This window comes from Allomuricauda sp. CAU 1633 (assembly GCF_017313225.1).
Taxonomy (GTDB): Bacteria; Bacteroidota; Bacteroidia; order Flavobacteriales; family Flavobacteriaceae; genus Flagellimonas.
In genome coordinates this window covers 762,439-787,013 of record NZ_JAFLNE010000001.1, presented here as the reverse complement: position 1 = coordinate 787,013, position 24,575 = coordinate 762,439, and the positions used below count along the sequence as shown (strand labels likewise).

23 protein-coding genes are annotated in these 24,575 nt (G+C 41.3%); 10 read left to right on the top strand and 13 right to left on the bottom strand.

The genetic code is table 11. The annotated features are described in order from the left end of the window. Positions 1 to 4: 4 nt before the first annotated feature. A complete protein-coding gene (locus J0X14_RS03545) occupies positions 5 to 667 on the bottom strand; it encodes an outer membrane beta-barrel protein (protein ID WP_207096371.1) in 663 nt (220 codons plus the stop codon). A 181-nt stretch (positions 668 to 848) separates the two neighbouring features. On the opposite strand from J0X14_RS03545, the gene J0X14_RS03540 reads away from it, so the two are divergent. Beyond that, positions 849 to 1,490 (top strand): hypothetical protein, encoded by a 642-nt coding sequence (locus J0X14_RS03540; RefSeq protein WP_207096370.1) that lies wholly within the window; start codon positions 849 to 851, stop codon positions 1,488 to 1,490. On the opposite strand, the gene J0X14_RS03535 is transcribed toward J0X14_RS03540, so the two are convergent. The 7 genes from J0X14_RS03535 to J0X14_RS03505 all read right to left on the bottom strand — a co-directional run bounded on the left by J0X14_RS03535 (position 1,491) and on the right by J0X14_RS03505 (position 8,076). Further along, positions 1,491 to 3,653 carry an acylase gene (locus J0X14_RS03535; RefSeq protein WP_207096369.1) on the bottom strand — a complete coding sequence of 721 codons (2,163 nt, stop codon included), beginning with the start codon at positions 3,651 to 3,653 and terminating at the stop codon, positions 1,491 to 1,493. Positions 3,654 to 3,704: 51 nt separating this feature from the next. Further along, entirely contained in the window at positions 3,705 to 4,745 is a 1,041-nt protein-coding gene (locus J0X14_RS03530) for a TPM domain-containing protein (protein WP_207096368.1), read from the bottom strand. Between the two features lie 80 nt (positions 4,746 to 4,825). Next, positions 4,826 to 5,158 (bottom strand): 2Fe-2S iron-sulfur cluster-binding protein, encoded by a 333-nt coding sequence (locus J0X14_RS03525; RefSeq protein WP_207096367.1) that lies wholly within the window; start codon positions 5,156 to 5,158, stop codon positions 4,826 to 4,828. Between the two features lie 28 nt (positions 5,159 to 5,186). Continuing rightward, positions 5,187 to 5,543: a four helix bundle protein gene (locus J0X14_RS03520; RefSeq protein WP_207096366.1), complete on the bottom strand. Its 357-nt coding sequence runs from the start codon at positions 5,541 to 5,543 to the stop codon at positions 5,187 to 5,189. 29 nt (positions 5,544 to 5,572) lie between these two features. Further along, positions 5,573 to 6,631, bottom strand: coding sequence for an NAD(P)/FAD-dependent oxidoreductase (locus J0X14_RS03515; protein WP_207096365.1), 1,059 nt, complete (start codon positions 6,629 to 6,631; stop codon positions 5,573 to 5,575). Between the two features lie 63 nt (positions 6,632 to 6,694). Next, complete coding sequence (locus J0X14_RS03510) at positions 6,695 to 6,934, bottom strand: NifU family protein (RefSeq protein WP_207096364.1); 240 nt, start codon at positions 6,932 to 6,934, stop codon at positions 6,695 to 6,697. Positions 6,935 to 6,936: 2 nt separating this feature from the next. After that, on the bottom strand, positions 6,937 to 8,076 hold the full coding sequence (locus J0X14_RS03505) for an Mrp/NBP35 family ATP-binding protein (RefSeq protein ID WP_207096363.1): 1,140 nt from the start codon (positions 8,074 to 8,076) through the stop codon (positions 6,937 to 6,939). Between the two features lie 396 nt (positions 8,077 to 8,472). On the opposite strand from J0X14_RS03505, the gene J0X14_RS03500 reads away from it, so the two are divergent. Beyond that, complete coding sequence (locus tag J0X14_RS03500) at positions 8,473 to 10,017, top strand: amidase (protein WP_242527901.1); 1,545 nt, start codon at positions 8,473 to 8,475, stop codon at positions 10,015 to 10,017. A gap of 2 nt (positions 10,018 to 10,019) precedes the next feature. On the opposite strand, the gene J0X14_RS03495 is transcribed toward J0X14_RS03500, so the two are convergent. The 3 genes from J0X14_RS03495 to trmB are packed head-to-tail and all read right to left on the bottom strand — an operon-like array spanning position 10,020 to position 11,647. Then, positions 10,020 to 10,343, bottom strand: coding sequence for an MGMT family protein (locus J0X14_RS03495; protein ID WP_207096361.1), 324 nt, complete (start codon positions 10,341 to 10,343; stop codon positions 10,020 to 10,022). A gap of 2 nt (positions 10,344 to 10,345) precedes the next feature. Continuing rightward, the gene (locus J0X14_RS03490; protein WP_207096360.1) at positions 10,346 to 10,975 is read right to left on the bottom strand and encodes a LysE family transporter; all 630 of its coding nucleotides are present in this window, start codon (positions 10,973 to 10,975) and stop codon (positions 10,346 to 10,348) included. 3 nt (positions 10,976 to 10,978) lie between these two features. Continuing rightward, on the bottom strand, positions 10,979 to 11,647 hold the full coding sequence (gene trmB / locus J0X14_RS03485) for a tRNA (guanosine(46)-N7)-methyltransferase TrmB (protein ID WP_207096359.1): 669 nt from the start codon (positions 11,645 to 11,647) through the stop codon (positions 10,979 to 10,981). An 84-nt stretch (positions 11,648 to 11,731) separates the two neighbouring features. On the opposite strand from trmB, the gene J0X14_RS03480 reads away from it, so the two are divergent. After that, on the top strand, positions 11,732 to 12,844 hold the full coding sequence (locus tag J0X14_RS03480; RefSeq protein ID WP_207096358.1) for a glycosyltransferase: 1,113 nt from the start codon (positions 11,732 to 11,734) through the stop codon (positions 12,842 to 12,844). Here the strand turns inward: J0X14_RS03480 and J0X14_RS03475 are convergent. Further along, the gene (locus J0X14_RS03475) at positions 12,769 to 13,824 is read right to left on the bottom strand and encodes a sensor histidine kinase (protein ID WP_207096357.1); all 1,056 of its coding nucleotides are present in this window, start codon (positions 13,822 to 13,824) and stop codon (positions 12,769 to 12,771) included. The genes J0X14_RS03480 and J0X14_RS03475 overlap by 76 nt on opposite strands. Then, the gene (locus J0X14_RS03470; protein WP_207096356.1) at positions 13,824 to 14,510 is read right to left on the bottom strand and encodes a response regulator transcription factor; all 687 of its coding nucleotides are present in this window, start codon (positions 14,508 to 14,510) and stop codon (positions 13,824 to 13,826) included. Before J0X14_RS03470 ends, J0X14_RS03475 begins: the two co-directional genes overlap by 1 nt. 178 nt (positions 14,511 to 14,688) lie before the next feature. Between J0X14_RS03470 and J0X14_RS03465 the strand changes: the two genes are divergently transcribed. The 7 genes from J0X14_RS03465 (at position 14,689) to J0X14_RS03435 (ending at position 24,491) form a co-directional block, all read left to right on the top strand. Then, positions 14,689 to 17,604: a TonB-dependent receptor gene (locus tag J0X14_RS03465; RefSeq protein ID WP_242527900.1), complete on the top strand. Its 2,916-nt coding sequence runs from the start codon at positions 14,689 to 14,691 to the stop codon at positions 17,602 to 17,604. 68 nt (positions 17,605 to 17,672) lie between these two features. Further along, positions 17,673 to 20,633: a beta strand repeat-containing protein gene (locus J0X14_RS03460; RefSeq protein WP_207096355.1), complete on the top strand. Its 2,961-nt coding sequence runs from the start codon at positions 17,673 to 17,675 to the stop codon at positions 20,631 to 20,633. 136 nt (positions 20,634 to 20,769) lie between these two features. Then, positions 20,770 to 21,879, top strand: coding sequence for a thrombospondin type 3 repeat-containing protein (locus J0X14_RS03455; RefSeq protein WP_207096354.1), 1,110 nt, complete (start codon positions 20,770 to 20,772; stop codon positions 21,877 to 21,879). Positions 21,880 to 21,941: 62 nt separating this feature from the next. Continuing rightward, positions 21,942 to 22,457 carry a hypothetical protein gene (locus tag J0X14_RS03450; protein ID WP_207096353.1) on the top strand — a complete coding sequence of 172 codons (516 nt, stop codon included), beginning with the start codon at positions 21,942 to 21,944 and terminating at the stop codon, positions 22,455 to 22,457. Positions 22,458 to 22,657: 200 nt separating this feature from the next. Then, positions 22,658 to 22,966 carry a T9SS type A sorting domain-containing protein gene (locus J0X14_RS03445; RefSeq protein WP_207096352.1) on the top strand — a complete coding sequence of 103 codons (309 nt, stop codon included), beginning with the start codon at positions 22,658 to 22,660 and terminating at the stop codon, positions 22,964 to 22,966. Positions 22,967 to 23,111: 145 nt separating this feature from the next. Beyond that, positions 23,112 to 23,435 (top strand): T9SS type A sorting domain-containing protein, encoded by a 324-nt coding sequence (locus J0X14_RS03440; RefSeq protein ID WP_207096351.1) that lies wholly within the window; start codon positions 23,112 to 23,114, stop codon positions 23,433 to 23,435. Positions 23,436 to 23,513: 78 nt separating this feature from the next. Further along, positions 23,514 to 24,491, top strand: a complete 978-nt coding sequence (locus J0X14_RS03435) for an acyl transferase (RefSeq protein WP_207096350.1) — start codon at positions 23,514 to 23,516, stop codon at positions 24,489 to 24,491. Positions 24,492 to 24,575 lie beyond the last annotated feature (84 nt).

The following is a 24,575-nucleotide window of genomic DNA, read 5'->3' as shown; positions in this document are numbered from 1 at the left end:
ATCTCTAAAAGTAATAAGACAATCCAAAAAATAGATTTGAAGAATCCAGACTAAGATTAAAGCCACTGTTTTTGGTGTCAACTCCATCGCTTTGCTCACTTTCATAGGTGCCATATTGCAGTACCCCAAAGGAAGATTCAAAAGCCAAGTTTTTGGAAACAAAGTAAGTAATCCCAGGTCGAATGGATATGGCAAACTGGTCTGCTTGGCCAGTACTTCTCTCTGAGGTATCTGAAATAGTTTCAGACCAAGATGCACTGTACTCGAGTTCTCCTTGTAGATTGATAAGTAGATTGTTGCCCAAACCAAAATATCTTCTAACATACGGTGCCACTGTGATGGATTCACCTGTACCTTCAGATTCACCGGTGAAAGCACCGTTATCTATAAGTTCAAGGTCGGATTTACTAAAGCTGTACCCAGTTTTTAAGCCTAACATCCAATTGTCTGAGAAAACATAGCCAACCCGAGGTAAGACAGAAAATGAAGATCTATCCGAATTACGAATTGAAATTTGATTTGTAGACTCTTGATTGCTGAACCCCACGGAAAAATCACCCCCAATATTCCAGGTGCCTTTTGGGATGGTTTTTTTGCTGTTTTCGGAATCTTGTGCTTGAAGGGTCACTGCGCCCAACAACAGGGTAAAAAGTAATACGTGTTTCATTTTTTGATATAATTAAAAGGTTAAAGCCAAAAAAGTATCAAGCTTCATACCTCGTTATGCTAACAAATCCCATTTGTGAAGACTTTAACTCACATCGATTTTTTCATCGATTTAACGCCACTTTATCAAATTCATGGCAAGGTATTTGCTAACTTTAGAGTTACGAATCGACCAAGTTGTTATGAAAAAGCTTGTATTCTTAATAATGGGTTTTGGATTGGGGGTTATTTCCCTACAAGCACAATCTGACCTACCCACTACCCGTCCCCTAAAGATTGGCGATAATAATAATTTGGATGTCAAGGCCAGCAATCAGGGAACCTCCCTTCGCATGCCCTCTGTTCTTGATGAAAGTTTAACCTCTGATAATGAAAAACCCGGGGTTCAAATGTTGCCGGACAGGGAACTACTTCAAGCTGGACATGATTTGGTTATAGACCCTAAAGTAGGTGAAAAGGAAAAAAAGGGCTCCAATGAACATTTTGGTGACCAATATTTGGGCGATTTAAAGACCTCTGCCAAATTTGTTGGCGTGGTATGCCGTGATCACGAATATGTGGATGGCGACCGAATAAAAATCTACCTGAACGGTGAAGTGGTAGAGTATAATTTGTTGCTTTCAGGTTCTTTCAGAGGGGTTAACTTAGATTTGGCCCCAGGGTTCAACCGTATAGAATTTGAAGCCTTGAACCAAGGTTCATCCGGTCCCAATACCGCCCAAGTTGTAGTTGCAGATGATAAAGGTGAAGTCATCCATAATAATCGTTGGAACCTTTCCACAGGCTCCAAAGCCAGTTTAATCATTGTAAAAGAAGAGGAGTAATCATTCTCCCGGCTTATACGTGTGCTCTGCCCTTTTCAAAACATCTTCTTTATAAAAGGCTGCATCCTTAAATTGCTTATCGGCATACAGCTGTGCTTGATCATTAAAATGAGGTGAATTTGGATTACCACTCTGCCCACCGGCCAACATAGTTTTTGCTTTTACTTTATCCCCAAACTCAACAACGGCCACAAAACTATTGCCCCGGGTTCCGTAGATTTTCTTGGTGCCATTGTCATAGCGTGCACCATACGCAGCCAATGCCCCCCAACGACCACTGGCAAACCCAATGGGAATACTGGGTTGGGTATCATCAAACGGTTGGCGGATATCCCCATTTAAGCGTTGATACCGATTAACCTCGCCCCACGGCATTTGCCATGTTCCGAAATCGTTCTCTAATTGAGCTACAACTTCTTGGAACAGCTCTATTTTTTTTGAATTGGGCCAATCGCTTCCCCAATAGTTCACCCATTGCATGGGATACATGCCTTCAGGTCTTTCTGCTTTTGCATAGCAAAGCGTACCATAATAATGGGCCAAGGTCATAGCTACAGATTTCTCAGAAGTGGTAAAATCCCATTCTCGTAGTATTTCAATCGGTTTTTTTAATGTTGGAGTTGGATTTGCATCATAGGCTTTGACCAAGCCAGGAATCAAAGCTTCAAAAGCGGGCAAATAGGGGTCGTGGGCCAATTCAATTAAGCTATCCAAGGTATAGTCGCTTCGATCGGTCAACAATTCGATGGCGTGAATACCTCTAAAATTTTCTTGGTCACGCGACATATAATTTGGATAGTCTTGCCGTTTTGGACTGAATTCCAGAGCCAAAGTGTACGGTGTGGAATTACAGTTCTGAATCCATCCATTCTCTGGGTTCAGAACCAAAATATTCTCATCAACCGAATGCAAACCTTGCCAATCGGTTTTAGGATTGCTTCCGTCCACGGGTTGGGTATAATCATAAATAGTATCACGTTTCGGAACAAAGTTCCCATGAAAATAGGCGATGTTGCCCTCCGCATCGGCATACACCGTATTATTGGAAGAATTGGTTCGAATATCCATCATCTCTCTAAAACCTTGGTATCCATCCTGCTTGGTCCGGATATAGGATTGCTCCAATGCCTTCACCGGTTCCCACACCATGGCCGATGCCGTCCACTGTCCATCCACTAAATGGGTGATAGGTCCATGATGAGTGCGGTACATAGGAAAAGTCCTTTCTTTTAAACTATCGCCTTCTTTATATTTTAAAGTGACTTCCAAAGAATCCACAGGCCGAAGTTCATCTCCATATTGATAGAATAAATTGCCATCATTTTTGACCAAGGTTTCCTTGAATTCATCCATCACATCGGTATAGGTTGAAGTGTGCATCCACCCCGTTTTCTCATTGAAGCCTTGGTACACAAAGAACTGACCCCAAGTTACCGCGCCGTAGGCGTTTAGTCCCTCTTCGCTGACGACATGTACTTCACCTCGAAAATAAAATGAGGTATGTGGATTGATCAAGAGCATGGCATTCCCCGATTGCGTCAGTTTTCCCGAGATAGCAATCCCGTTGGAGCCTTGTGGTTCGGCCATTTCCTCTTCCCTTTTTAGTTTAAATTCCTCCATCTCTGGCAATTCCATCCCACTTTCATAAAACGCTTTGATTTTTTCTGTGGAAATGCGCTCAATATCACCACCGATGGATCCCTCACTGAAATACATGGGCATCCATGGCTCAAAATGGGTCAGCAATTTGGGTTTTACCTCTGGGTGGGTATGAAGGTAATAGTTGATTCCATCCGCAAAGGCATCGCAAAGTTTTTTCAACCATTCGGGGCTACTATCATACTTGGCTATGGCCTCTTCCTCAGTCATGAACAATTTTGCTCTTAAGTCGCTGTAGATGGCTTGCTCGCCCTCAACCTCAGCCAAACGTCCCGTGGCCCAAATGTAATTTTGTTCCACCCGATTAAAATCATCCTCACATTGGGCGTACAACAATCCGAACACAGCATCGGCATCGGTTTTACCGTAGATGTGGGGCACCCCAAAATCATCTCGAATGATGGTAGTGTTTTCAGCTTGGGCTTTCCATTTTTCAACCTCGGTTTGGGGTTTTTCGGAACAGGAAAGAAATACGAACAGTGCTGCTAGGATTGCAATTCTCATCTCGGGGATTTGTTTCGTTAATGTTGTGAAAATACGGGAAATCAAAAACAATTACCAACTTCCGCTGGCGCCACCACCACCAGAGCTTCCACCTCCACCAGAAAAACTACTGGAACTGCCTCCCGAAGATGAACCAGAACCAAAGGAATGACTACCCCCAGAAGAAAAGGTCTTGCTCATATAGGTGCTGTCTGATTTGACCCATGAGAGTTTAAAATCTTCCTTCCCTTTAATGAGAATCTTTAAGATGGCTAATGCTATGGTCACCAAAAAGAACCCAATAGGCACATAATACACCAAAGTAGTATTCAGGTTAATATTATCTGGGTCAAAATCGAATCCAAAGACCATTGAAAGGAAAAATACGGGCATCAGAATAAAAACCAAACCAAAGACAACCATCATCAGGGTAGGGATGAACATAAATAATCCTGGCAAAAGTCCAAGTTTACCAATGAATATTCCCCTGAACATCTCAATTAAAGACGAATACCCTTTATAAAAGACAAATCCACCGGCTGCAATAAAAACAGAAAGAAAAAGGGTCATTAACAGTTTGGCCCACCAAGGAAATTCACCTTCGTTTTCTATCTCTTGTTTGAATTCCTCAAGGGCTTCTGGATCATTAAGAAACGTGATGATTTGGTTTGTGGCCACATCCAGCCCGCCAAAATAATCCTCCTCCTTAAATTTAGGAATCATGGTGTTTCTGATGATACGCGAAGCCACTGCATCAGTGATATAGGGTTCCAAACCATAGCCCACCTCAATGCGTACTTCCCTATCCAATTTTGAGAAGAGAATCAAAATCCCATTATCCTTTTCGTCCTGTCCCAATTTATTTAGATTGAATGCACCGTTGGCATACTGCTCAATGGTCTCATTGCCCAACTCATTGATGGTAAGAATTACCAATTGATTGGTAGTTTCTGTTTCAAACTGGGTGAGCTTGTTGCGTAAGTGCCCCAACTCCTGCTGGGTAAAAATTTCAGCTTGGTCTGTAACAATCTCCGTCAATTGTGGATACGTTGCCTGTGACCAACACATCGCTGAGATGAAAAGTAAAAAACAGGTAAAAAGTGCCTTTCTCATGTTTTGGATGACAAGAAAGACTAAATATAGGGTTTTAACAGATGTTATCCCCTTGAGGATTGATGGATAGGTGCTTTGGATTAACCTTCCTCAGGGGCCAATTCCACTTCCAGTCCATCCAAATCTTCGGTAATGTGGATTTGGCAGCCCAATCGGCTATTATCCTTAACAAAGAATGCTTCGGCCAACATGGCGTCTTCATCATCCGATTTTTCCGGAAGTTGATGATCGGATTGAATATAACACTGACATGAAGCACACATGGCCATACCTCCACAAATTCCAATGGTCCCCTCAGGGGCCAATTCGTAGGAACGTACCACCTCCATCAGGTTCATATTCATATCGGTTGGGGCATCCACTTCGTGGGAAACACCTTCTCGGTCGGTTATTTTTATTTTAATGTCACTCATTCTATTTATAGGAAATAGGAATTAGGGGTTAGGAATTAGTCTTCATAGATTTTATCAATCCGTACAGTAATTTCGAGACTTCATTGGTAATCTCAATTATTTCATCCGCTCTTCCTTTAGCCAACAAATTTAGTTTAACGGAAAGATAAATCATAGATCTTACTTCACTATTCGAGCCAAGAGCGTAAAATAAAAATTTGGAAAAGTCGGCGTTGGAACTTCTTTCGAAACCTTCAGCTATGTTGTTGGAAACAGAAACTGAGGCTCTTCTTATTTGATCTCTAAAACCAAAATCCGTACATCTTTCAAACTCTTTGTAAATAAGAACTGCTAGTTCCTGTGCTTTTTGCCAAACAATTAAATCTTCAAATTTCTGAACTGCCATACTAAATCCTATGCACTAATTCCTAACTCCTAGTTAATTGCCTTTACGACTGCTTTTGGCGCTTCTTTTTTACTACCATCAAATCCTGTGACACCCCCTACCGTGGTATACTTCATTACATATTTTTTATCCGGATGGATACGTTGATAGGCACTTTGACACATCAATGTTGCTTCATGGAAGCCGCAGAGAATCAATTTTAATTTTCCGGGATAGGTATTAACATCGCCAATGGCATAAATTCCAGGAATATTGGTTTGATAATCCAAGGAATTATCCACTTTTATGGCATTTTTTTCAATTTCCAGACCCCAATCCGCAATGGGCCCCAATTTTGGGGAAAGTCCAAAAAGTGGAATAAAATTATCCACGGTCACATCTGTTTCTTCTGAAGTATCTGTATTCTGCACCGTTACCTTTTCCAATTTTCCTTCACCATGAAGAGCGACCACCTCGGCGGGCGTAATCAGATTGATTTTCTCCTCATTTTTAAGTTGCTGCACTTTTTCAACGGAGTCCAAAGCTCCACGAAACTCGTTACGACGGTGCACCAAAGTGACCTCATCGGCCACATCGGCCAAGAAAATAGACCAATCCAAAGCAGAATCCCCACCCCCGGCAATCAATACTTTTTTGCCACGATACACTTCAGGCTCCTTGATCATATAGGCCACGCCATTGTCCTCATATGCTGAAAGGTTGTCCAACAAAGGTTTTCTGGGTTCAAAACTTCCCAATCCTCCTGCAATGGCAATCACAGGTGCTTGGTGTTTGGTGCCTTTATTGGTAGTGACCACAAACGAGCCATCATCCAACTTTTCAATGGTCTCAGCACGTTCGCCCAAGGTAAACCCAGGTTGAAACGGTTTAATTTGTTCCATAAGATTGTCCACCAATTCACCAGCCAATACCTCAGGAAATCCAGGAATATCGTAAATGGGTTTTTTGGGATAAATCTCCGCACATTGACCACCGGGTTGTGGCAAAGCATCTATTAAATGACATTTGAGTTGCAATAAGCCTGCTTCAAAAACAGCAAAGAGACCCGTAGGTCCCGCTCCAATAATAAGTATATCGGTCTTGATCATGTAACAATGTTTTGGATGCGCAACTTATTTGTTGCTTCCGGAAGGATTCATGATTTTTATCAGTTAGCTCACGTTAATGACTTCCTCGATTTGGGGTGCATATTTTTTTATGGTCATTTCAACACCGCTCTTTAGGGTCATTTGATTGACACTGCATCCAATACAGTTGCCTTCCAATTTGACTTTTACTGAATTATCGTTGTCTATTGAAATCAATGTGATATCACCTCCATCGCTTTGAAGAAAAGGTCGTATTTCCTCCAAAGCCTTCTCTACATTTGTTTTAATTTCCTCTGTTGTCATGCTCATTTCTTTTTAACGGCGGCACAACCAGCCATTGTTGTAATCTTTATTGCTTCTGTGGGAGGCAAATCGGTGTTTCGTTTCACCAACTCACTGACCACACTTTTCGTCAATTCCTCAAATGCCTCTTCAGTTGGGGTGGCTGTTTGCAATGCTGCCGGCCTACCTACGTCCCCTGCTTCCCTGATGCTCTGTACCAGTGGAATCTCTCCTAAAAAGGGTACATCCAAGTCCTCAGCCAGATTTTTCGCCCCATTTTCTCCAAAGATATGGTATTTGTTGTTAGGCAGCTCCGCTGGTGTAAAATAGGCCATGTTTTCCACAATACCCAGCACAGGTACGCTAATGGCTTCTTGTTGGAACATCGCCACCCCTTTACGGGCATCGGCCAATGCTATTTCCTGCGGTGTGCTCACCACAACCGCTCCCGTAACGGGCAAGGATTGCATGATGCTCAAATGAATGTCCCCGGTTCCCGGTGGCAAATCCAATAACAAGAAGTCCAATTCACCCCAATGGGCATCAAAAATCATCTGGTTAAGTGCTTTTGCTGCCATGGGTCCACGCCAAATCACCGCTTGATTGGGTTGGGTGAAAAACCCGATGGACAATAATTTTACCCCATAATTTTCAATGGGTTTCATCTTAGCTTTGCCATCCACATTGATGGACAAAGGTTTTTCCAAAGCCACATCAAACATAATGGGCATGGATGGTCCATAGATATCGGTATCCAAAAGTCCCACCTTAAAACCCATTTTGGCTAAAGTGACCGCCAAATTCGCAGTTACGGTAGATTTACCAACACCTCCTTTACCAGACGCAACGGCGATAATATTTTGAATTCCAGGAATGGGGCTCCCCTTAATTTGGTTGACTTTGGGTTTTTCAGGTGCATCAACCTTTAGGTTGACCTTGATCTTTGCCTTTTCATATACTTCTCTGTGGATACACTTCAAGATTTCCACTTCGGTCTTTTTCTTGGCCTGAAGACTTGGGTTCTTTATGGTAACATCCACTTCCACTTCATCCCCAAAAACCTGAATATTGGTAATGGCTCCGCTCTCCACAATGTTTTGTCCGTCACCGGGTGCGGATATTTTTTCCAATGCCTTAAGAATGTCTGCCTTTTTCAGCTTCATGTACTCCTAATTTTATATGCAGTCGTTTGTATTGATTCTAAATTACAAAGATACGGCGTTGAGCTTAGATTAAGAAGTTGGTTCATTGAAATTCAATATAATAGAACAACTTGTATCTATAATGTAATGATTCATTTCATTTTACCCTTATTTTTGTGATACTTACCCCTCGGAAATTTTAGAAAATCACCTTTCAAATCAATATAAATACAGCCCAATCCACCACTCTTTTTTGAAAAAAATGTAGCTTAGGTGTTTCAACCCACCAATGACCGACCAAAAATGCCGATCAAATCTAAAACCTCCCATTTTGTTTGCTTATTCAGCTTGATAATTCTGTTTTCTTGTGCCTCAAAACAGGAATTTACCAAAAGGGATGTCAAGAAATCAGAACGTTTGATAGGAGTACATTTCGAGAAAGAGGGTAGAGATACATTGTATCATTATTTGCTGCGGAATCGCGAGGGATATGATTCACTTCGCAAGTACCCGCTGGGGAACGATGTCTTTCCTGCAGTTCGTTTTGATCCCGTTCCTTTTGGATTTGAGATGCCTGAACAATTGGAAAATCAAGCTTGGGACATCCCTGAAAATGTGGAAATTCCAGAACCTTATGATGTGTTGGCTTTTTACACCATTCCACAATTGGCATCATTGATCAAACATCAAAAAATCACCTCAACCGAATTGACACAGTTCTTTTTGGCCCGATTAAAAAAATACCAACCCACCTTACAATGCAGCATCAGCATTACAGATAGTTTAGCATTGGCCCAGGCCAAACGCGCCGATGACGAAATCAAAAATGGGAAATACCGAGGTATTTTGCACGGTATCCCATACGGCACCAAGGATTTAATGGCCGTTCCCGGCTATACCACCACATGGGGTGCTGCCCCGTACAAAAATCAAATGCTCAACGAAACTGCAACCGTTGTGCAAAAATTAGAAGATGCTGGGGCTGTTTTGGTCGCTAAACTGGTTTCTGGAGCTTTGGCTCGAGGGGATGTTTGGTTTGGGGGCAAGACCAAAAATCCGTGGGACATAAAACAAGGCGCCAGTGGGTCATCAGCAGGATCAGGTTCTGCCACATCCGCTGGATTGGTGCCCTTTGCCTTGGGAACGGAAACCTTGGGTTCCATAACCTCTCCCAGCACCCGAAATGGAATCACAGGACTCCGGCCCACTTACGGACGGGTAAGTCGGCATGGGGTGATGAGTTTAAGTTGGTCCATGGACAAAGTGGGACCCATGGGAAGAAATGCTGAGGATTGCGCCATTGTATTCAGTTTCATCCAAGGAAAAGATAAAAACGATCTGACTACGGTGGACCTTCCTTTTGGGGTGGATTGGAAAAAAGACATTTCCGATTTAAAAATTGCCTACTTCAAAAAAGACATTGAAGCCGATACCACAGAAAGTGGTGATAATCTAAGAGGTGCGCTTAAAACCATGGAAGAAATGGGAATACACCCAACTCCTGTTGAAATGCCAGAGGAAATTCCCTACCGGGGATTTGATATTATTTTAAGGGCCGAAGCGGGTGCCTTCTTTGATGAATTGGTACGTTCAGGAGAAGTGGACTTAATGGTGGAGCAGGATTTTAGTTCCAGAGCCAATTCCCTAAGACAAAGCCGATTTATTCCTGCCGTGGAGTACATTCAGGCCAATAGACAGCGGCAGGTGTTGATTCAAAAAATGCAGGATTTGATGAAAGACTACGATGTGCTCATTTCCCCAACGTTTGGCAACGACCAACTACTGGCCACTAATTTAACAGGGCATCCGGTCATTGCTATCCCTACGGGATTGGACAAAGAAAATCATCCTACCAGCATGACTTTTGTGGGCAATTTGTATGATGAAGCCAGTATTTTGTTATTGGCCAAAGCTTTTCAAGAAAAAACGGCATTTGATGAATTGCATCCTCCGGGATACTAACTCTAAAGCTCTTTTGCAGGATCCCAAAAATGCTTTTGAAAATCCACAATTTGGTTGTCCTTCACTTTGACCCCCTCATTTTCGAGAAGTTGTTGCATCAGATTGGTCCCGCTAAAATGGTGCTTTCCAGTTAACACACCAACACGGTTTACCACTCGATGGGCCGGAACGTCTTTAGCCGATGAATTGTTCATGGCCCAACCCACCATACGGGCGCTTCGGGCAGCACCCAGATACTTGGCAATAGCTCCATACGAAGTGACCCTCCCATACGGAATTAGTTTTGCCACCTCGTAAACTTTTTCGAAGAAGTTTTGCTCTTCCATTTTTAGCGATAAAAGATTCGGATAAGGGTAATTACCAAAAGTACGAGCATCAAGGCACTCAAAATATAGTTGGAGTTCTTTGAAAATCGATTGGTCTTGGTTTCCAACTTATCAAAATAAAAAGTGTATAAGTACAGTACGGAAAATGTTCCAGCACCGGCTGCGACCACAAATGTGGTGATGTCCTTAGCTTCAAATTTTATCCACCCTGCTTCGTTCCACATGGCATTAAGTCCGCTGTAGTAAGGAATGGTCAAAAGGTTGAGAGCCGCCAATAAAATCCCTTTAAAAAAACTGTTCTTTTTACTAACATTCACTTTTTTAAAATTCTTGACCTGCTTCCGTTTGGCCGTAATAAAAAAGTAAATGGCAAAAAAGGCAAAAACACCTATGGCTATCTTGAGCAAAAGGTCTATTACTTCTGGATTGCGATATAAAAATTTTGAAATATACACGGCAATATAGGCCTGTATCATAATCATGGAGGACACCCCCAAACTGAAAATAACACCGTTTAGTTTTCCTTTTTCCACACTGGTTTTAGCTGCGTTCATATTGAGCAGACCTGGAGGTACGGTAGCCATAAAGGCTGCCGAAAATGTGGCGAAGAAAAGTATAATGATATGGGTCATTGGCTAGGTTATCCTAAATTGGATGTAGGTAATTGGTTTTCCAACCTCAAGATACTGATTTTCGTAGAAAGTCTGGATTTCCAAAACTTCTGGGGGGCTTCCTTCGTTCTTGTAAACATCGTGATTGGCATACAAAATTTCATGTCCCATACCCTGCAAAAGCCCAAGTGTATAGCCATGCATAAACTCACTATCAGTCTTTAAATTTACAATCCCCTCAGGCTTGAGTATTTTTTTGTATCGTTCTAAAAATACAGGATTTGTCATTCTATGTTTGGTGCGTTTGTATTTGATCTGTGGATCGGGAAAGGTTATCCAGATTTCATCGACCTCGTTTTCCCCAAACAGATGGTCTATCAGCTCAATTTGGGTACGCAGGAAAGCTACATTGTCCAATTTTTGCTCCAAGGCCGATTTGGCCCCACGCCAAAAACGAGCTCCTTTAATATCGACCCCAATATAATTTTTGTTAGGGTTTCTTTGGGCCAAACCAACGGTATATTCGCCCTTGCCACACCCCAGTTCCAGCACAATGGGATTGGTATTCTTAAAAAAAGACGCCCAGTTATTCTTCAATTTGAATCCTTCCAAAACTTCCTCCCGCGTGGGCTGTACCACATTGGCAAACGTCTCGTTCTCCTTAAACCGTTTTAGCTTGTTTTTACTTCCCACTGTTGGTGCTTTTGAGCAAAAATTTAATGTTTTGGCAAAACTAAGGAAATCTAAAAGCAATTTGGATTTTGTTTTTTTGTCGTTATGCAAAATTCGAAACGCATTTTGGTAGCGCCATTGAATTGGGGTTTGGGACATGCTACACGCTGTATTCCCATCATCAATGCCCTTTTGGAGCAGGGTCACCAACCTTTTATAGCTTCAGATGGAGTGGCGCTTTCTCTTTTGCAAAAGGAATTTCCGGATTTGCCTTCTTTTGAATTGCCTTCGTATAAAATCACGTATGCCGAAAAAGGGAAGAATTTTAAGATTAAAATGATCTGGGATTCCCCCAAAGTTCTCAAGGCCATGGCCAAGGAGAAAAAGGCGGTAAAAAAGTTGGTGAAGGAGCATCAATTGGATGGCATCATTTCAGACAATAGGCTTGGGGTGTACTACAAAAAAGTGCCCTGTGTTTTTATCACTCACCAACTCAACGTGCTTTCGGGAAATACCACATGGATGAGTTCACAGGCGCATCAAAAAATTATAAAAAAATTCAATGCCTGCTGGGTTCCCGATGTGGAAGGAAAACCCAACCTGACAGGAAAGTTGGGACACTTGAAGAAATCCAAACTCAACATAAAATATTTGGGGCCATTAAGTCGGTTTGAAAAAATGGATGTTCCCGTAATTTATGATCTGATGGTTTTGCTTTCAGGCCCTGAACCGCAGCGTACTCTATTGGAAGAAAAGCTTTTGAAGGAACTTCAACAATTTGAAGGCAAGATTCTTTTTGTAGGCGGTAAAATTGAGGAATCGCAGACCAAGCAAGAAATCAAAACGGAAAAAGGCTGCCTATTGCAAATTAATTTTATGCAATCCCGTGAGTTGCAAACCGCATTAAACCAAAGTGCCCAAGTCTTGTGCCGTTCTGGGTACACTACGGTTATGGATTTGGCCAAATTGGAAAAAAAGGCCTTTTTTATTCCAACTCCGGGGCAGTATGAACAAGAATATTTGGCCAAGCGTATGGAAAAGCAAAATTTAGTGCCTTACAGCGAGCAAGATAATTTCACCTTAGCCGAGTTATCCCGAATGGGTGATTTTGAAGGTTTGGCGCAGTTTGATTCGGAAATTGATTATGCGGATTTGTTTGCGGCTTTTTCTAACGTAAATGAAAATTCGGAGCCCACATCTTCCTCACTTTCCACATAGATTTTTTCGCCATGCACCTCAATAATGTGCTTTACAATGGCCAATCCCAACCCTGAACCTCCTTCATCCCTACTACCGCTCTGATCAACACGATAAAACCGTTCAAAGAGTCGTGGAATGTGCTGTTTTGGGATACCCTCCCCGTTGTCTGTAACCCTAATAATGACCTTGTTCTTGATCAAATTTTCCACACTCACCTCGGTAGTTCCGTTGGGGTGCCCGTACTTGATGGAGTTGACAAGAAGGTTGCTGATTACTTGTTGTATTTTTTCCCGGTCAGCATTTACGTAAATGGGTTGCGTGTATTCCATATCAAACGTTAGGGCAATATCCTTCTCAGCAGCTTTCATCTCCAAGAGGTCGAACACATTTTTTATGAGTTCAATGATGTCAAAATTTTCACGCTCCAATTTAAGCCCCCCTACTTCAAGCTTGGTAATCAAATCCAGGTCCTTAACGATGTAAATCAACCGTTCCACCCCCTTGTTGGCACGTTCCAGATACTTTTCCCTAAGTTTTTTATCCTTCATGGCACCATCCAACAAAGTCAAGATATACCCTTGAACGGTAAAAAGAGGGGTTTTCAATTCATGGGACACATTCCCCAAAAAGTCTTTTCGGTATTCCTCCCGTATTTTTAAGGTGTCGATCTCAATTTTCTTACCCTCCGCAAATTTTTCAATTTCCTCGGTAAGGGTCTTCATATCGGTGGTTACCGGTCTTGAAGAAAAGGTGGAAGACTCCAGTAGGGAAACATCGTCATATATTTTTTTGATCCGTCGGTAGATAAATCGCTCTACACGAATCTGTAGAATAATAAAACAAATGGCAAAACAAATCAGTGTAAACAATATTGTATAGGGCCAATCCATTTGGCCCTTGTCCAAAAGAAATGCTACAAACAATCCGGTTAAACATACCGTGATAAGAAGGGAAGACCTTAAGGCAAACTTATAGGATTTCCTGAGTTGAATGGCCATTACAGAACAAACTTATACCCTACGCCCTTAACGGTTTTAAAGTGATGATCTCCAATTTTTTCGCGTAGTTTTCTGATATGGACATCGATGGTACGGCCACCGACCACAACCTCATTTCCCCAAACTTTGTCCAGAATCACTTCTCTCTTGAATACTTTGCTGGGCTTTGAGGTAAGCAGGGACAATAGTTCAAATTCTTTTCTGGGCAGTATAATTTCTTCACCATCATTGATAATTTTATACTCTTCGCGGTTGATCACAATGTTCCCAACTTTGACGATATCTTCCACTTCTTTCTTTTCTTCCTTCAGTCTTCGCAGCAGGGCTTTTACCTTACTCACCAGAACTTTTGGCTTAATGGGTTTGGTGATATAATCATCGGCGCCGGCATCAAAACCGGCTACTTGGGAATAATCTTCACCACGCGCCGTTAAAAAAGCAATGATCGAATTTTCCAGTCCAGGAGTATTTCTAATCTGTTCACAAGCTTCAATACCATCCATTTCGGGCATCATAACATCAAGGATGATCAAATGTGGACTTTTTTTCTTGGCCTTTGCCACGCCTTCGGCACCATTCTTAGCGGTAAAGACCTCGTACCCTTCTGCAGATAGATTATAGCTTACAATCTCCAGAATATCAGGTTCATCGTCTACAAGTAAAATCTTAATATCCTTGGTTTTCATGGGATGGTATTTCTAAGTTAAACGCCCAAATGTAAAGATAATACTATAACGGGATAAATGCTTAACATTCATTTAATCTCATAACATTATTGTAACGGTTCCCAAATAAACACTTAACACACAGCTAACATCGCTTTTACAGCCTGTGGCGTTCTTTGCGCCAAATACTTACCTGATAATGAAATATTTTTTACTGATTATGACCCTTGCATTCACCATGCAAGCGGTAGCACAGGATACCACGGGAAGCATCGTAGGTAAACTGACTGACAGAGAGCTAAATGATGAGCCTTTAGCCTTTGCAAATGTCCTTATTCAAGGAACAACAACCGGAACAACTTCGGATTTTGATGGGTTGTATGAAATATCTGGTTTGGAGCCAGGTACCTACACCGTTGTGTTTAGCTATTTGGGCTATGAAACTGTTGAAATACCCAATGTGGCTGTAGAAACCGGAAAGGTAACCAGTGTAAACGTGCCCATGAGTGCTTCATCTGGTTTTGCACTTGATGAAGTGGTAATCACCACTGTTGCTCGAAAAGACTCAGAAGTAGCATTGCTTCTGGATCAAAAAAATGCCACAATTGTTGTGGAAAGTATTGGTGCACAGGAACTGGGCGATTTGGGAATTACTGATGTCCAAACCGCTGCAACCAAAATTTCTGGAGTTACCGAAAGTGAAGCATCTGGTAACATCTTTGTTCGTGGTCTTGGTGACCGATACCTTTCCACTACCTTAAATGGCCTACCCGTACCTTCTGATGATGTAGAAAAGAAGAACATCAACCTTGGGCTTTTTCCAACTAGGGTTATCCAAAATGTGAGTATCAGTAAAACGTACTCCGCTTTAAATTCTGCTGATCAAGCTTCGGGGACCATTAATATTGCGTCAAGGGAATTGGTTGGCCAGACTGAATTTAGCGTCGGTATTAAAGGCGGATACAACACCAATGTGATGAGCGATGGCGTCAAGGACAACTTTTTAACTAGTCCAAACCTTGATGATGCTAGCCTAGGATTCTACAAATCTGAAAGAAACTTGCTTGACCAAATCACACGGCAGGGGTGGGATCCCGTTGTAAAAGACAATCCGTATGACTTTGGTGTGAATTTGGCATATGGAACAAAATTGTTTGACAACAAGCTATCCTTCATTCTTACAGGGTCTCATGATAGAACCTATTCCTATAATGAAGGAGTTTTTCAATTTCTAGAGTTTGGTTTTGTTCAAATCGCTTCATCAGACTACACCATTTACCGATCTCAGATCAACAATTCAGCTTTGCTGGATTTAAGTTGGTACATCAACGATAAAAACAAAATCAAGTCCACCACCACCTTTTTGAATACGTTGAATGATTTTGTGGTTGAACAAGGTAGAAATGGAGAAGCACGTATCAGTGATGATACTGGGGATAACAGAGACTCTGAATTTGCCCGTGACCAAAATACCAAGCAGACTCGTCTATGGGTGACCCAGTTGTTGGGTGAACATAAAATTGGTGAGAAAAATGAATTGAACTGGGCACTTGGATATAACCTCTTGAACGCGGACGAACCAAACCGTATACGAAATCAGCTATTCTTTGATGAAGGCCCCGCAGATGTTGTTCTCAACTCGCAAGGTGGTTTCTTACAACGTAAAGCCTCCCAGTTGATAGAAGACATTGAATTTAATGGCTATATAAAAGATAAAATTACTGTCATTAAGGAAGAAAATGAGGATGGTGATGTTACCAAAGGATTTGATATAAACTTTGGAGGCGCTTACCGAAATAAAGAAAGGGATTTTAGCTCAGAATTTATTGGTGTTACTGAAGTGGGGCGTTTTGACATCAGCACCAACAGTTTGGAAAGCATAAATGATTTGATCAACCAAGACAATTTGGATAATGACCTCATTGAAATTAACCGATTAGGCGAAAACGAGCAAGGGGAACGACAAGACATCTATACCGGGGAATATACCTCCAAAGCTGCTTTTACCGATTTCAACCTTGAATTGGGGAAATGGGGCATCAATGCCGGTCTGCGATACCAATTGGACAACATCAATGTACTTTATGATGTAGGTAATGATGGAGGAGCTGGTCGCCAAGGTGAAGTAGATCAGGAATACCAAAACCTGTATCCAAGTTTGAATCTGAAGTATGAAATCAACGAGAAAAATGCCCTTCGATTTGCTGCCAGTAGAACCATTACCCTTCCTGAGTTTAAGGAAATAGCTCCATTTGAGTATGTATCTCCCAATGGTTTGGTTGTAGTGGGTAATGCAGAAAACTTGGTAGCTTCCTTTACCAACAATTTTGACTTTAAATGGGAGTTTTTCCCTTCCAGTGATCAGTTGATTTCAACTGCTGTTTTCTATAAAGACATCAAAGATCCTATCAACAGAACATTGGCCAAAGGTGGTGAGAACAGACTTACATTCGATAATACCGGTGAAGATGCCAAAGTTTATGGAATTGAGGTGGAAAGCAAAATCAACCTGTTGAAAAGTTCATACAATGAAACACTGGACAAGGACACAGGTATGGATTTAGACTTGGTTCTTAATGCTACCCGCATGTGGCACGAACAAGATTTGAAATTGGAACGAGATGGAGAAGGAAACCTAATTGAGTTCTTCAGATTTGGAACCAACAGCCGAACTGGCTTGGAGGGGGCAGCAGATTTCATCCTAAATGCTAACCTAAACCTAAAATCCCCTGGCGAAAATAGATTTTCTGCATCGGTCAATGCCAATTATGCTTCTGATAAAATATTTGTTTTGGGTAACCCAGACGGATTCAACAACTATGACTATTCCTATAACGACAATATCGTTGAAAATGGGTTCATGGTATTGAATGCTAGAATAAGTAAAGTATTTGCAAAAAATTGGGAAATCTATGTTAGGGGGACCAACCTACTAGATCCAACCATAAAACAGACCCAAAATGTTCTGGACAACTTTACGGAAGTCCGCAATTTTTCAACGGATATAGAAGAGCGCCTTGGCCCAAATGCCCCAACCCGAATTTATCGGGAAGAAACCGTTAGGGAATACACCTTGGGAAGAAGATTTACAGTAGGATTACGATTTACACTATAACATATTGAACATAAGATTAATAGCATTAACTACTTACTAATAAACATTTTAATTTAAAACTCTATTTTATGAAAACGAAAATCTTTAAATTTTCAATATTGGCGATTATGGCCTCTACCATGGTTTTGGTTGGCTGTAGTAGCGATGACGGAGGACCAGCTCCCGATAACGAACCAGAAGCCACTTGTGATGATAACATCCAAAACGGTGATGAAACTGGAGTGGATTGTGGTGGTTCTTGTTCCAATGCATGTCCTGAGGACTTTATAACCCTTACAGGAGAGCAAACTGAGGATTTAACCTTAGATCCGGCGGAAACTTATATCTTGGAAGGTACTTTTAGCGTTGAGTCAGGGGCTACTTTGACCATTCCCGCTGGTACTACCATTACCGCTGAAGTGGAAAGTGGTGAAGAAACAAGCACTTATATTGTGATTCAAAAAGGTGCAATGATCGATATCCAAGGTACTGCCGCAAGCCCAGTAATTTTGACTTCGGCCAGTGAAACTCCTGGTGATTGGGGTGGATTGGTTATCGCTGGTAATGCGACCACTACTAAAGGTGTTGATGCTACTGCAGAAGTAGGTAACATTATCTACGGTGGTACTGATGACATGGATGACTCTGGTAACATCGATTACTTGATCATCAACTATGCCGGTGCACAAATCAACTCTGAGTCCCAATATAACGGTCTTACCCTTTATGCTGTTGGTTCTGAAACAACCATCGACAATGTAGCTATATTAAATGGTACCGACGACGGTGTGGAGTTCTTCGGTGGAACAGTTTCCGCTTCCAATTTCTACTTGGAAAACAACGAAGATGATGCCGTTGACTGGACAGAAGGATGGAACGGTACATTGACCGACACTTATGTATTGCATACAGAAGCTGGTTTCTCTACTGCTTTAGAGGCTGATGGTGACAATGGGAACCCTACTTTGGTTAACTTCACTGCTTTATCAACGGTAGGTGGTACTGCACTTCAGTTCAAGAAAGAATCTGGTGCTACGATCACTGGACTTTCTTTGTCAGGGTACGAGACTATTTTGGACTTCGTTGACGGTGGAGCTGTTGCCAATGTTCAAATTGAAGGTGCTGATTCTGACCCTAATGAGCTATATGCCAGTATTCCTACAGTGGACGTCAACTCTTTTGCCTGGGCAACCGGAGAAAGCGTAGGTACTTCTGAAATTCTTCAAGGTAATGTTACTACTGATTTGACTTTGGATGCTTCCGTTGCATACAAGTTACAAGGTACTTTGAGCGTTGAGTCCGGGGTAACCTTGACCATTCCTGCCGGTACTACCATTACTGCTGATGTACAGGCTGCCGGTGCAACAAGTACATACATCGTTGTTCAAAAAGGTGGTATGATCGATATCCAAGGTACTGAAGCCAGCCCAGTAGTTATGACTTCCAGTGGCGAAACTGCCGGTGACTGGGGTGGATTGGTAATCGCCGGTAATGCGACCACTACAAAAGGTGTGGATGCCACAGCCGAAGTAGGTAACATTATCTATGGCGGTAACGATGACATGGATAACTCCGGTAACATCGATTACTTGATCATCAAATATGCTGGTGCACAGATCAACTCTGAGTCTCAGTACAATGGTCTTACCCTTTATGCCGTAGGTTCTGAAACAACTATTGATAACGTTGCTGTATTGGATGGTGCAGATGACGGTGTTGAGTTCTTTGGTGGAACTGTTTCCGCTTCCAATTTCTACTTGGAAAACAATGAGGATGATGCAGTTGACTGGACAGAAGGATGGAACGGTACGTTGAGCAACACTTATGTATTGCATACAGTTGCTGGATTCTCCACTGCTGTTGAAGCTGATGGTGACAATAACATGCCTACATTGGAAAATTTTACTGCTCTATCAACAGTAGGGGGTACTGCACTTCAGTTCAAGAAAGAATCTGGTGCTTCCATCACTGGTCTATCTTTATCTGGTTACGAGACCATTTTGGACTTTGTTGATGGCGGTGCGGTTACCAACGTTCAAATTGAAGGTGTGGATGCCGATGTAAACGAACTATATGCCAACCTTGCCACTGTGGATGTCAACTCTTTTGCTTGGGCAACTGGAGAAACCATAGGTACTTCTGAAGTTCTTCAGGGTAATGTTACTACTGATTTGACTTTGGATGCCTCTGTATCCTACCTATTGCAAGGTACTTTGAGCGTTCAGTCCGGGGTAACCTTGACCATTCCTGCCGGTACTACCATCACTGCTGATGTTCAGGCTGCCGGTGCAACAAGTACATACATCGTTGTTCAAAAAGGTGGTATGATCGATATCCAAGGTACTGAAGCCAGCCCAGTGGTTATGACCTCAAGTGGTGAATCTCCAGGTGACTGGGGTGGATTGGTCATCGCTGGTAACGCGACTACAACAAAAGGTGTGGATGCCACTGCCGAAGTAGGTAACATTATCTACGGGGGTAACGATGACGCTGATGACTCTGGTAACATCGATTACTTGATCATCAACTATGCTGGTGCACAGATCAACTCTGAGTCACAGTACAACGGTCTTACCCTTTACGCTGTAGGTTCTGAAACAACCATCGATAACGTTGCTCTGTTGAACGGTGCAGATGATGGTGTTGAATTCTTCGGTGGAACCGTTTCCGCAACCAACGTATACATGGAGAACAATGAGGATGATGCCATTGACTGGACAGAGGGATGGAACGGAACCTTGAGCAATGCCTATGTTTCCAACACTGTTGCTGGTTTCTCAACCGCTCTTGAAGCTGATGGTGATAACGGCAATCCAACATTGACCAACTTGACCTGTGTTTCTACAGTAAATGGTACTGCCCTTCAGTTCAAGAAAGAATCTGGTGCTACTATCACCGGTCTTTCTTTGACTGGATATGATACTTCTTTCGACTTTGTTGATGGAGGTGCTGTTTCCAATGTTCAGGTTGAAGGTGCTGATGCAAATCCAGCTTTGGCTTATGACAATGCTGCTACTGTAGATGTTACTATGTTTGCTTGGGCCAACTAAGAAATAGGTAATTTCTTAATCATATTTAAAAGCTCCCGATGATTCGGGAGCTTTTTTAATTACAAAAACTTAATTTACTGATAACTAATCAGTAGTCTTTTTCTTATAATTTTCATAGGAATTTAAATCTAATCTTATGAAAAAAATCATTTTTTTGTTTAGCTTGCTGTTTACCTTTGCGTGGACAAATGCCCAAACCTATAACTACCATAGGTTTCAAACCTTTGCAACAGCAGAAAAAGCTTGTGTTGGAAACTCTTATGAGGCTTTTGTTGTAAAAGTTAATCTTGACATTGACCATCTATTGAATAACGGAGAGTTTTATTTAATAGATTTTGGCAGTAATTTTAATTTAGGGGTCAGATATGCCAAAGTTCTCAATCGATACAGTGGAACTGGTGATGCAGATTTTTATCTTAATGGTTCAGGTATAGGAAACTCGGCAGATGTCTGTAGTTATGAAATTAATAGATACCATAGATTTGAAACTTTCACAACCTTACAAAAAGCAAAAGATAGGGTTTGTGGAACCTCAACCAGCCATGATGGAATTTGGAAAGCCAACATTCTCATAAATCACTTATTAGAAACCAATAAAGTATACCAAATAAACCTTGGGGGAAGTTTAGGCACCAGATATTGTAGGATTTTGAATAGATACAATGGGAAGGGCGATGCGGATTTTGACATAAACGGACAGTCCATAGGAGACCCCATAAGCATCAGTTGTACCGTGGATAGTGATGGTGATGGTGTACCTGACAGTGAAGATGATTGCCCTAACCAAGCTGGGCCCGCTTCCAATGATGGCTGCCCAGGAAATCCAGAACTCTCAATAGACTTAGACGGTTCAATTATTTATAGTGACTGTTCCAATTGCGAAAATGTTTTTAGTGAAATTGGTACAGACAGACACTTTTTAGAAACCTCAGCCAGTACCACTTCCATTGATGTATATATACAAAATTTAGGTGGAGTAAGCTCCAGTTCAAGTACAATAGGTTTTTATATTTCGGCAGATAGTTCATATCAAAGTGAATCTGATAATCAAATTAAATCTGAAAATGTTGGATCCATTGCAGCCAACTCTGGGTCATACGCATCCACTTCTCTTTTCGTGGAAGATTTTGATGAGGTAGGAGGAAATTTCTGGTTATTGATTAGGGTTGATGATAGTGATACAAATCAAGAATCCAACGAAAACAATAATGTTTTTGCCATTCGATTTAACATGACTTATGAATAAGTAAGAACAAGACTAGCGTAAACCTTAGAAAATATAGTTTCTTTAACATTAAAACAAGTACAATGAAAAATAAAATATTAGCCTATTATCTTCTACTAAATCTGGTAAACCTATTCATTTCATGTTCAAATGATGATGGCTCCACAGCAATTCCAGATAGTTCCACCCCTCAGACCATAATAAGAAGTAATGCGGTTCTTGTGGATTTTGGAAGTCAAGAGTTTACCAATAATCTTGGTTTGGGAATAACCATTCCGGAAAATGAAAAGGATATTTCCAATGACGAACCTCTATTGCTATTTCTCTATTATCAACTAAAAGAGGACAGTTCCAAAACTTGGATATACATGCCTACTGTCCAATTAGAAAAAAACTATAAAATATACTATTCTCGTAATAATTTGAATTTTAATATAATAGTCGAAAAGTCTGATAGCAACGAACCCTACGGAAGTCCTTTGGATTTTTCAGATTTAAGGGTCATAGCTGCCAAACCTGCAACCTTATCAGGCCTAACTCGGAATGACTTAGATATCCGGGATTACAATCAAATGGTTGAATATTTCGACCTAAAATAATTACATAAAACTTTCAAAATTTGATAAAAAATGGCGGATGTCTATCCGTCATTTTCCTTTCCATACCACTCGCAATCAAAATGCATTTCACCGAAAAGTACCCTGCTATTCGTCAATTCAAACTACCTTTTCGTCAAACTGCACACCATCACTTTCATATTTTTATATCTTTGTGGCATAGCGTTTGTTATCAATACCTTATGAAGCACTTTTACCTTGTCATTTTCTTTTTTGTCTGTACCCTTGGTTTTTCGCAAGAAAGTACCTCGAGTTCAGATATTGACGGGTTTAAGTTGTATCCCAATCCCGTTACCCAAGGCAAAGTATTTATCGAAACAACCGATAATGCCCCTAAAAAAATTCTCATTTTTGATGTGTTGGGCACCCAAGTCCTTCAAACCACCATTTTGGGCAATGAACTCAACCTTTCCCGATTAGATAAAGGAGTTTACATTTTAAGGGTTTTTGAAGCCAATAAAGTGGCCACTAGAAAGCTTATTGTCAAGTAGTTTGCCCTTTTTACGCTTTTCTTTCCAACCCTAAACCACAGGTTTTCCACTTTTACCTACATATTTTTCTGTTTCACAACATTTTATAGCCCTACACCACGGGTTTATCTATTTTTACATTGCACATGATCCCAAATCAGCGTATATGAAGAAAATCTACTTTGTTCTTATTATGGCTTTACCTATAATTTCCTACGGTCAAGAGTTGGTCAGTGTAAATACTGAACCTATACAAGAGCTAAAGGGCTTTAAAATGTACCCTAATCCTGCTTATGGCGAGGAAATCTATATTACCACCGAAACCAATGGTAATAAGGAAATCAAAATTTATGATGTCTTTGGCGAAGTGGTCCTAACCGATAGGATTTCAACCAATACCTTGGATATATCAAGATTGGTCCCTGGGGTCTATGTACTTCAGGTAACCGAACAAAAAAAGACCATGACCCGAAAACTGGTCGTTAAATAATAACTATGATGTTTTTAAAAGCCCATCCACCACAGATGGGTTTTTATTTTTGGGTACTTTTATACCCCAATGAACAGCATGGATATTCAACGGATTTTTTCCATTTCAAATCCCAAGGAATTTGAGGAGGTAACATTACAAATCTTCCAATTCCAATACAAAAACAATCCCGTCTACAAAGCCTATTGCGACCACCTAAAAAAGTCACCTTCAAATGTGGCCAACACTACGGATATTCCTTTTTTGCCCATTGAATTTTTTAAAACACAACAGATAACCTCCACCCATAAAAAGGCCGAAACCATTTTCGAAAGCAGTGGAACAACACAAACTTCAGTAAGTAAGCATTTTGTTCCCGACCTAAAGCTATATGAGCAAAGTTTTTTACAAGGTTTCACCACATTCTATGGCCCTGTTGAAGACTATTGCATCCTGGCCTTATTACCTTCCTATTTGGAACGTGAAGGATCCTCGCTAGTCTATATGGTGAATGAGTTGGTTTCCCGTTCCAATCATCCTGATAGCGGTTTTCATCTCCATAATCTGGCAGAATTGCACCAAAAACTCATCACTTTGGAAAAGAAACAAATCAAAACACTATTGATAGGAGTGTCCTTTGCATTGTTGGATTTGGCAGAGCAATCTCCCACGCCGCTTAAGAATACCATAGTTATGGAAACCGGAGGAATGAAAGGCCGTCGAAAAGAATTGATCAGGGAAGAATTACACCATATTCTGAAAAAAGCGTTTGGCGTGCCCAAAATACATTCAGAATATGGGATGACCGAATTGCTGTCCCAAGCCTATTCCCAAGGTGATGGGATTTTTAGGACACCCCCGTGGATGAAAATCATCACTCGCGACACGGAAGACCCTCTCTCGTTACAAACCCATGGCAAAACCGGGGGAATAAATATCATTGATCTGGCCAATGTGTACTCCTGTGCTTTTATCGCCACACAAGATCTTGGAAAAACCTATTCTAATGGTTTCTTTGAAGTTTTAGGCCGGTTTGACAGTTCGGATATCAGGGGCTGTAATTTGATGGCACTATAGCATTTCCTTGTATTTCCCGTTTACCATCCATACACAATTGTCGTTCAATTATATAGATTCAGCATTTACTATAAGAAGTTTTTA

What these genes read in the sequence shown, in the direction of transcription:
- J0X14_RS03470 (WP_207096356.1), bottom strand. Translation starts at nt 14,510, where the DNA reads ATGAAAACCAAGGATATTAAGATTTTACTTGTAGACGATGAACCTGAT.
- J0X14_RS03440 (WP_207096351.1), top strand. Translation starts at nt 23,112, where the DNA reads ATGAAGAAAATCTACTTTGTTCTTATTATGGCTTTACCTATAATTTCC.
- J0X14_RS03530 (WP_207096368.1), bottom strand. Translation starts at nt 4,745, where the DNA reads ATGAGAAAGGCACTTTTTACCTGTTTTTTACTTTTCATCTCAGCGATG.
- J0X14_RS03450 (WP_207096353.1), top strand. Translation starts at nt 21,942, where the DNA reads ATGAAAAATAAAATATTAGCCTATTATCTTCTACTAAATCTGGTAAAC.
- J0X14_RS03435 (WP_207096350.1), top strand. Translation starts at nt 23,514, where the DNA reads ATGGATATTCAACGGATTTTTTCCATTTCAAATCCCAAGGAATTTGAG.
- J0X14_RS03460 (WP_207096355.1), top strand. Translation starts at nt 17,673, where the DNA reads ATGAAAACGAAAATCTTTAAATTTTCAATATTGGCGATTATGGCCTCT.
- J0X14_RS03545 (WP_207096371.1), bottom strand. Translation starts at nt 667, where the DNA reads ATGAAACACGTATTACTTTTTACCCTGTTGTTGGGCGCAGTGACCCTT.
- J0X14_RS03520 (WP_207096366.1), bottom strand. Translation starts at nt 5,543, where the DNA reads ATGGCAGTTCAGAAATTTGAAGATTTAATTGTTTGGCAAAAAGCACAG.
- J0X14_RS03540 (WP_207096370.1), top strand. Translation starts at nt 849, where the DNA reads ATGAAAAAGCTTGTATTCTTAATAATGGGTTTTGGATTGGGGGTTATT.
- J0X14_RS03465 (WP_242527900.1), top strand. Translation starts at nt 14,689, where the DNA reads ATGAAATATTTTTTACTGATTATGACCCTTGCATTCACCATGCAAGCG.
- J0X14_RS03480 (WP_207096358.1), top strand. Translation starts at nt 11,732, where the DNA reads ATGCAAAATTCGAAACGCATTTTGGTAGCGCCATTGAATTGGGGTTTG.
- J0X14_RS03535 (WP_207096369.1), bottom strand. Translation starts at nt 3,653, where the DNA reads ATGAGAATTGCAATCCTAGCAGCACTGTTCGTATTTCTTTCCTGTTCC.
- J0X14_RS03490 (WP_207096360.1), bottom strand. Translation starts at nt 10,975, where the DNA reads ATGACCCATATCATTATACTTTTCTTCGCCACATTTTCGGCAGCCTTT.
- J0X14_RS03475 (WP_207096357.1), bottom strand. Translation starts at nt 13,824, where the DNA reads ATGGCCATTCAACTCAGGAAATCCTATAAGTTTGCCTTAAGGTCTTCC.
- J0X14_RS03455 (WP_207096354.1), top strand. Translation starts at nt 20,770, where the DNA reads ATGAAAAAAATCATTTTTTTGTTTAGCTTGCTGTTTACCTTTGCGTGG.
- J0X14_RS03505 (WP_207096363.1), bottom strand. Translation starts at nt 8,076, where the DNA reads ATGAAGCTGAAAAAGGCAGACATTCTTAAGGCATTGGAAAAAATATCC.
- J0X14_RS03445 (WP_207096352.1), top strand. Translation starts at nt 22,658, where the DNA reads ATGAAGCACTTTTACCTTGTCATTTTCTTTTTTGTCTGTACCCTTGGT.
- J0X14_RS03515 (WP_207096365.1), bottom strand. Translation starts at nt 6,631, where the DNA reads ATGATCAAGACCGATATACTTATTATTGGAGCGGGACCTACGGGTCTC.
- J0X14_RS03525 (WP_207096367.1), bottom strand. Translation starts at nt 5,158, where the DNA reads ATGAGTGACATTAAAATAAAAATAACCGACCGAGAAGGTGTTTCCCAC.
- J0X14_RS03495 (WP_207096361.1), bottom strand. Translation starts at nt 10,343, where the DNA reads ATGGAAGAGCAAAACTTCTTCGAAAAAGTTTACGAGGTGGCAAAACTA.
- J0X14_RS03510 (WP_207096364.1), bottom strand. Translation starts at nt 6,934, where the DNA reads ATGACAACAGAGGAAATTAAAACAAATGTAGAGAAGGCTTTGGAGGAA.